Origin of the sequence: Sulfitobacter sp. HI0040, assembly GCF_001634885.1 — a bacterium.
GTDB lineage: Bacteria > Pseudomonadota > Alphaproteobacteria > Rhodobacterales > Rhodobacteraceae > Sulfitobacter.
On the sequence record NZ_LWEX01000304.1, the window covers coordinates 1 to 340 of the forward strand.

At 62.1% G+C, this 340-nt stretch carries 1 protein-coding gene; it reads right to left on the bottom strand.

Annotated features, from left to right (window positions below; genetic code table 11):
* Positions 1–141: arginase family protein (locus tag A3728_RS22820; protein ID WP_330220282.1), on the bottom strand; the 141-nt coding region annotated here is incomplete at its 3' end.
* Positions 142–340: the final 199 nt, after the last annotated feature.

Below are 340 nucleotides of genomic sequence, written 5' to 3' on the forward strand. Positions count from 1 at the left end.
CTGGCGCGGGCCGAAACGCGTGCCCGCCCGGTTCGAGGTGCCGATATCCAGCGGCACACCCACGAAACAGGCATCCAGCCCCGCCGCATCCGCGCAGGCGGGAAGCCGCATCATCGTCGATGGTCCGGCAAAGCGCGGCATCTCGTTGCCGCCCAAGGGCTGGTTGTACGTTTGTCCCACATCTTCCCCCAAAACTGCGTCGGGGCGAGCGTGCTTCGTTTATAGCGTTGAAAAAATATGGAACAAGTGAAGTGGAGTTTGACGTTAGTCAAACTGTTCCGCTGCATGGGCCGCCCTGATGCTTTCGATGAGCGAGGCCAGCGCCCGCGACGGCTTCAGC